The sequence below is a fragment of the Romboutsia sp. genome, from assembly GCF_035470145.1.
Classification (GTDB): Bacteria; Bacillota; Clostridia; order Peptostreptococcales; family Peptostreptococcaceae; genus Romboutsia_D.
The window spans coordinates 1-1,718 of record NZ_DATIRC010000323.1 but is presented as its reverse complement, the minus strand read 5'-3'; the positions used below and the strand labels follow the sequence as shown (position 1 = coordinate 1,718).

Annotated in this window: 2 protein-coding genes; both read left to right on the top strand. The window is 30.3% G+C overall.

What is annotated here, in order from left to right; genetic code table 11:
• Nucleotides 1-977 (top strand): hypothetical protein (locus tag VLM92_RS13055; protein WP_325276772.1); only part of this gene is annotated, 977 nt, incomplete at its 5' end.
• Nucleotides 978-1,204: 227 nt separating this feature from the next.
• Nucleotides 1,205-1,718: phage tail tape measure protein (locus tag VLM92_RS13050; protein WP_325276771.1), on the top strand; the 514-nt coding region annotated here is incomplete at its 3' end.

The following is a 1,718-nucleotide window of genomic DNA, read 5'->3' as shown; positions in this document are numbered from 1 at the left end:
AATATATGGAATTAAAATATGTAAAACCTAAAAGTGGAATGAATAAAAATGAGGTAAATGAACTTACTAAAGATTATATATATTTATGCGATGATGTTTTTATTGATATAAGACATAAACACAATTGGAAATGCAAATGTGGAAATATCATATATAGTAGAAAATGGGTAGACATAAAATTTAAACAAGCTATTAAATGTGAGGAATGTAAATATAATGAGATAGAACAAAGATATAAGCATGAGGTTGAGAAAACAGGAGAATACGAATATATACGTTCATTTAGACAAGGTGATATGCTACCGAATGGTAAGGTTGTAAAAGGTAGTCCATGTATACAAGTAAGACATTTATATTGTGGGCGTGTATATGAGGTTAAATCTGGACAGTTTATAAATGTAGGTATAAGATGTTCTAAATGTTGTCAGAAGTATGAAAATTCTATTGCACATTATATCGAGGTAGATTTAGGTAGCCCATTAGAGAAATATTGGAGTAAGTATAATAAAATCAATCCTTATCATACATTTAAATGTAGTAAAAATAGGATATGGATAAAATGTGAAAATTCAAAACACAGTGATTATGAAACTTATCCATATGTATTTACAAAAGGGCATAGATGTAAATTTTGTTCTACGTCAAAGGGAGAAGAGAGAATAGAAAACTATTTAATTAAAAATAAAATAAATCATGTTCCGCAAAAAGAGTACAGTGGTTTGATAGGGATTAACAATGGTAATTTATCGTATGATTTTTATTTATCTGATTATAACTTGTTAATCGAATATCAAGGAGGGCAGCATGAAAGATATGTTAAAGGTATGCATTCCTCTCAAGAAGACTTTAAAAAACAACAAGAACATGATAGACGTAAGAAGAAGTATTCAGAAAACAACAACATTAAGCTGTTAGAGATATGGTATTGGGATTTTGATAATATAGAAAATATTTTAGAAAAAGAATTAAACTTATAATATTAAAGAATAAACTTCAACGACTAGACCGTAAGGTCGTACACTCAAGTGAGTGGAAGTGGGAAATGCCTATTATGTAGGTAATGATATAGTCTACTCTCATGTGAAAGCATGAGCAGTTCTTAAGAGAACGGTATAAGAATAACGAACTTATATGAATATAAAGGAATAACTTTGCTATTACATCAGGTGGATTATTAGAGGCATTACAATCAGGTGGGGCTGTATTGGCTAATTATGGTGTAAGTATGAGTGATACTTTAGCTATGATAACAGCGGCCAATACAACGTTACAGGATAGTAGTCGTGTGGGAAATGGTCTTAAGACGATAGGAGTAAATCTTGCAGGTATAAAAACAAGTGCAAAAGATGGAACTTTAGAGTTAAATAAAACTGCTAAAGGATTAAAAGAAATTGCTGGAATAGATGTGTTTGCAGATAAGAAAAAAGGCGAACTTAAAAACATGACTCAAATATTAGATGAGTTATCGTCTAAGTGGAAAGATTTCACAGATGAACAAAGAGCTGGTATTTCAGAGGCAATTTCTGGAAAACAACAAGCAGCAGTATTCCAGTCTTTAATGTCTAATTATAAAATATTTAAACAGGCACAATCTGAATTGAATCAAGGAAAAATGTTTGGTTCAATGGCCGCTGAGAATGAAAAATATGTTCAATCTATAAGTGGACAATTAAATAGATTGAAAGAAACTTGGGTTGGGATATTTAATGATTTATTTG